Genomic DNA, 4885 nt, shown 5'->3' on the forward strand with positions numbered 1-4885 from the left:
CGCGTACCCGGGGGACCGCGTCGGGCACGCCCACCTCGTAGGTGACGCCGGCTCGCGCACGCTCGACACCGTCGAGGTGCGCGAGGACCGCGGCCGCCGTGAGCGCCGCGCACGTCCCGGCGACGACCCCGACCTCCACCGCGTCCCGGGGTGCAGCGCCACGCGGTCCGCGGGTCGCACCGAGCTGGGCGACGAGTGTCGGCCAGGCCGGGTCCGCGTCCGCGCGGTGCAGGTCGAGGCACCGCAGGCACGGTCCACCACCGGGGACGACGAGCGGACCGACGACGGTGTCCGCCTCGCGCACCACGACCGACAGGTGCGGGGTGCCCGAGCCGAGGAGCACCGTCGAGCGGGCCGGGTCCGCCGCGCCGTGCTCCACGACGACGACGAGGTCCGGCGGCTCGGTGCCGTCGACCCGGACGCGGGGAGCGGTGTCGCGCAGGATGCGGGCAGCGACGACGGCCCGGTCCGCGCCGATGTCGCCCCACCGGTAGCCGCACGGGCCGACGTCCGTCGATCGCACCGGGCCGTCGTCGTCGAGCAGCACGCGGCCGACCCCGGCGGCAGCGAGCGCGACTGCCGTGCCGAGGCCGGTGGGCCCGAGCCCGACGACGCCCACCGCGCGCTCGGTGCGCGCCGCGACGAGCCTCGCCCCGTCGCCGTCGGCGAGGAGCAGCGACCACGCGTCGGCGTCGGCGCCGGGCGGCCCGGTCGTCACGCGGCGGGCGGCCGCGCGCGTCGTCAGGCCTGCCTCGTCGAGGAGCCCGACCAGCGGGGCGAGCTCCGGCGCACGCAGGTCGCCCGTGTGGTCGAGGGAGGTCAGGGCGTGCACCTGCGCGGGCGTCAGGTCGACCAGCCGGACGGCCCACCGGGGGTCGGTGCCGACCTGCACCTCGGTGGTGCTGCGGCGCAGGACGCGCAGGCCAGGACGCAGACGCATGGGCTCCTCCTCGACGGTGGCGCCACTGTCGCACCGCCGACGGCAGGCCCGCGGACGCCGTCCACAGCCTGTGCCGCCGCGCCGCCGGACCCGCCGCGCGCCGCCGTCGTACCAGGTCAGGGCATACGAAGGGCGCCGCCCGACCGGACGGCGCCCTCGAGGTGACGAGGCTCAGGCCTTGCCGAGGATGCGGTTGAGCTTGGTGCCGCACACGGGACAGGTCGCCTTCGCCATGCGTCGCCCGGACTCGGAGATGACGACCTCGCCCTCCGCCTCGCGCTTCTCCTTGCACTTCACGCAGTAGAACTCGCCTGCATACGTGTCGGCCATGTGGTCCTCCGTCGGTGTCGAGCACCGGACCGGGAGACGGTGCCGGCGGCCGGACGCTTCGCGGAGAAGGCCCGAGCGTCGTCCACAGTAGCGGCGGGAGGGGTGCGCAGGCCCGTGATCATGCGGGACGCGCCGCGCGCAGGCGGGTGAAGAGCAGGCCCGCGGGGGTGCGGAGGGCTAGCGTTCAGGTGTGCACCCCACGTACGACCTGTCGCAGGTCGAGGTCCGCCGGTCACGCAGGCGCGCGCGCACCGTCACGGCGTGGCGCGAGGGTGAGCGGACCGTCGTGGCGATCCCGGCGCGGTTCACGCGCGCGCAGGAGAACGAGTGGGTCCGCCGCATGCTCACGCGGCTCGCGGCGCAGGAGCGACGTCGCCGACCCTCGGACGAGGAGCTGGCCGCGCGCGCCGCCGACCTGTCCACCCGGTACCTCGGGGGCCGGGCGCGGCCGACGAGCGTCGCGTGGTCCACGAACCAGGGGCGTCGCTGGGGGTCGTGCACGCCGAGCGACGGCACGATCCGGCTGTCCGACCGCCTGCGCGGGATGCCGCGCTGGGTCGTCGACTACGTGCTGCTGCACGAGCTCGCGCACCTGCTGCACGCCGGCCACGGCCCGGACTTCTGGGCGGAGCTCGACGCGTACCCGCGCACGCAGCGGGCGCGCGGCTTCCTCGAGGGGGTCGCCTACGCGGCCGACCGCGGTGACGACGAGAGCGGCGAGCACCCGACGCGCCCCGGTGCGGCGGTCGACGACGAGCCGGCGGGGTCGGCCGACGAGCCCGCCGACGACACGACCGGCCGCACCCGGCGCCCCGTCGGGCGCGGGACCGAGGCCGAGCTGGAGGACCTGCTGGCCGTCGAGACCGTCGTGGCGGAGACCGTCCCGGAGGACGCCGTCGGCGCGGAGACCCCGTCCTGACGGACGCGCCCGTGCGGTCGTCGTCCTGCCAGACGCACCCGTGCGTTCGTCGTCCTGACGCACCCGTGCGGACCTCGGTGCCCTGCGCGTCGGCGGGGCCGGGGCCGTCCGCCCGCGCGGCGGCTGACCGCGCGGGCGCGGAGCCTCAGTCCTCGCGGGGTGTCTGCGGGTCCTCGCCGAGGATCTGCGCCAGGGCGCGGTCGACCTCGGCGGCGTCGTCGACGGCCGTGGCACGCCGCGCGGCGTAGCCCGCGGGGTCGTCGAGGTCCTCGGTCGTCGGCATGAGGTCGGGGTGGTCCCACACGGCGTCGCGGGCCGACGGCCCGTTGTCGCGGGCGATCAGCGCCCACAGCGCGGACGCGTCCCGCAGGCGCCGGGGGCGCAGCTCGAGGCCGACCAGGTTGGCGAAGGCCTGCTCCGCGGGCCCGCCGGCCGCGCGACGGCGCCGGATCATCTCGCGCAGCGCGACGGTGTGCGGCAGGTGCGCGATCGCGGCGGCGGCCGTCACCTCGTCGACCCAGCCCTCGACGAGCGCGAGGGCGGTCTCGAGCCGTTCGAGCGCAGCGCGCTGCTCGGGCGTCGTGTGCGGGGCGAACACCCCGCCGGACAGGGCGGCCTGCAGCGCGGCGGCGTCCGTCGGGTCGATGGACCGGACGGCCTCCTCGAGCTGGTCGACGTCGATCGAGATGCCGCGCGCGTAGGCCTCGACGGTCGCCATGAGGTGCGCGCGCAGCCACGGCACGTGCGTGAAGAGCCGCGTCGCGGCCGCCTCGCGCAGCGCGAGGAACAGGCGGACCTCGTCCGGCGGCGCGTCGAGCCCCTCGGCGAACGCGTCGACGTTGGCGGGCACGAGCGCCGGGGCGGGGGAGTCGAGCAGCGGCAGGCCGATGTCCGTCGTCCCGAAGACCTCGCGCGCGAGCGTGCCCGCGCCCTGGCCGACCTGCATGCCGAACACCGCGGAGCCGAGCTGGCGCAGCAGCAGCGACGGGTCGAGCCCGCCGGGCAGCGCGTCGGCGGCCTCCTCGGGCAGGCTGGACCCGAGCGCGTCGACGAGCGCGGAGGACAGCGACGCCGCGACGGGCTCGGTGAGCGTGCGCCACGTCGGCAGGGTCGCCTCGACCCACTCGGCGCGGCTCCACGCGTGCGGCGTCCCGGCCGCGGGCGGGAGGTCCGTGACCGCGTCGAGCCAGAGCTCGGCGACGGACAGCGCCTCGTGAACCTCGCGCGTCTGCGTGGGCGTGAGCGACGGGTCGCCGCCGACCGACGCCTGCTGGCGGGCCAGGTCGTGCGCCATCTGCCAGTTCACGGGGTCGTCGCCCGACGCGGCGAGCAGCCGGCGGATCTGCGCGACGGCCTGCTCGACCACGCGCGGGTCGTCGGGCAGCCCGGACGCCGAGGCCATCGCGGCGGGGTCGAAGCCGCGCGCGCGCATCTCGCGGATCGCGTCGTCGGCGCCCTCCCCGAGCATGGCGCGCAGCATCTGCTCCCAGGCGGGGTTCTCGGGCCCGTCGGGCCCGGGCACGGCGGGGTTGTCGGGGCTCACGGGGTCCTCCTGCGACGATGGGGCCGGCTGCGACCACGGTAACCACGCAGCGCAGGAACGAGGGATGGTGAGCGGGCAGGTTCGCTCAGGGCGCACGGCCGGGGGTCGGCGCGCCGGGCGGGACGACGTGACGGACGGCGGGACGGAGCACGCCGGTGCGGACGGGCGCGCCCCGGACCGGGTCGTCGTCGTGGGCACCGGTCCCGTCGCGACCGCCGTGCGCGCCGCATGGGAGGACGCCCGGGCCGTGGACGAGCTGCCCGAGCAGGAGCCGCAGAGCGCGCTGGTCGGCGCGGACGTCGTCGTCCTCGTCGCGCACACCGGGGACCTCGCGCTGCAGGCCGGCCCCTCGCCGCGGGACCGGCAGGCCGCCGCCGTCGCGCAGGCGCAGCACGTGCTCGCGGCCGCCCGGGCGGTCGGCGTCCGGCACGTGGTGGTCGTCGGCTCGGCGGTGGTGCACGGTGCCGCGCCCGACCGTCCGGTCGTGCACGACCGCGACCCGCTGCCCCGCAGCACCGACGCCCCCCGGGACGGGCTCGTCGCCGAGCTCGTCGCCGTCGAGGCCGTCGTCGCCCGCGCCGCGCGCCGCCGGACCCCGCTCGTCACCGTGCTGCGGCCCGCGGCGCTCGTCGGGCCCGGCGTCGACACGTTCGTCACGCGCCACTTCGAGGCGCCGCGCCTGCTCACCGTGCGCGGGGCGGTGCGGCAGTGGCAGTTCGTGCACGTCGACGACGTCGCGTCCGCGGCCCGGTTCGCCGTCGAGCACGGCCTGACCGGGGCGCTGACCGTCGGCGCCATCGATGTGCTGTCCCCGTCGCAGGTCGAGGCCGCCGCCGGGATGCGCCGCGTCGAGCTCGCCCCGACGACGGCCTTCGGGACGGCCGAGCGGCTGCACCGGGTCGGCGTGCTGCCCGCGCCCGCGTCCGAGCTCGCGTTCGTGGTCTACCCGTGGACGGTCGCGTCCGACCGGCTGCTCGCGGCCGGCTGGACGCCGCGGTGGTCGAGCCCGGAGTGCCTCGACGTGCTGCTCGAGGGCGTGCAGGGTCGCGTCGCGGTCGCCGGTCGACGCGTCGGGTCGCGCGACGCGGCCGCGCTGGGGGCGGCCGGGGCCGCGGTCGCCCTCATCGGGACCGCGGCGGTGTGGCGGCAGGCG

General features: G+C 77.7%; 4 protein-coding genes and 1 pseudogene. 2 read left to right on the top strand and 3 right to left on the bottom strand.

All coding sequences use genetic code 11. The features are described from left to right. Together CBZ_RS15745 and CBZ_RS15750 are read right to left on the bottom strand one after the other, a co-directional pair. Positions 1-940: ThiF family adenylyltransferase (locus CBZ_RS15745; RefSeq protein ID WP_130782445.1), on the bottom strand; the 940-nt coding region annotated here is incomplete at its 3' end. Positions 941-1111: 171 nt separating this feature from the next. Beyond that, a complete protein-coding gene (locus CBZ_RS15750; protein WP_130782446.1) occupies positions 1112-1270 on the bottom strand; it encodes a DUF5679 domain-containing protein in 159 nt (52 codons plus the stop codon). A 190-nt stretch (positions 1271-1460) separates the two neighbouring features. Between CBZ_RS15750 and CBZ_RS15755 the strand changes: the two are divergent. After that, positions 1461-2063 (top strand): annotated as a pseudogene (locus CBZ_RS15755) (M48 metallopeptidase family protein); the annotation flags it as partial. 271 nt (positions 2064-2334) lie between these two features. Here CBZ_RS15755 and CBZ_RS15760 read toward each other — a convergent pair. Beyond that, positions 2335-3732 carry a zinc-dependent metalloprotease gene (locus tag CBZ_RS15760; RefSeq protein ID WP_130782447.1) on the bottom strand — a complete coding sequence of 466 codons (1398 nt, stop codon included), beginning with the start codon at positions 3730-3732 and terminating at the stop codon, positions 2335-2337. A gap of 64 nt (positions 3733-3796) precedes the next feature. On the opposite strand from CBZ_RS15760, the gene CBZ_RS15765 reads away from it, so the two are divergent. Then, on the top strand, positions 3797-4885 hold a 1089-nt coding region (locus CBZ_RS15765), incomplete at its 3' end, for an NAD-dependent epimerase/dehydratase family protein (RefSeq protein ID WP_130782448.1).

Origin of the sequence: Cellulomonas biazotea (assembly GCF_004306155.1) — a bacterium.
Lineage (GTDB): Bacteria > Actinomycetota > Actinomycetes > Actinomycetales > Cellulomonadaceae > Cellulomonas > Cellulomonas biazotea.

Bases quoted from the DNA above. Each gene is read 5' to 3' on its own strand.
- CBZ_RS15750 (WP_130782446.1), bottom strand. From the start codon at position 1,270: ATGGCCGACACGTATGCAGGCGAGTTCTACTGCGTGAAGTGCAAGGAG.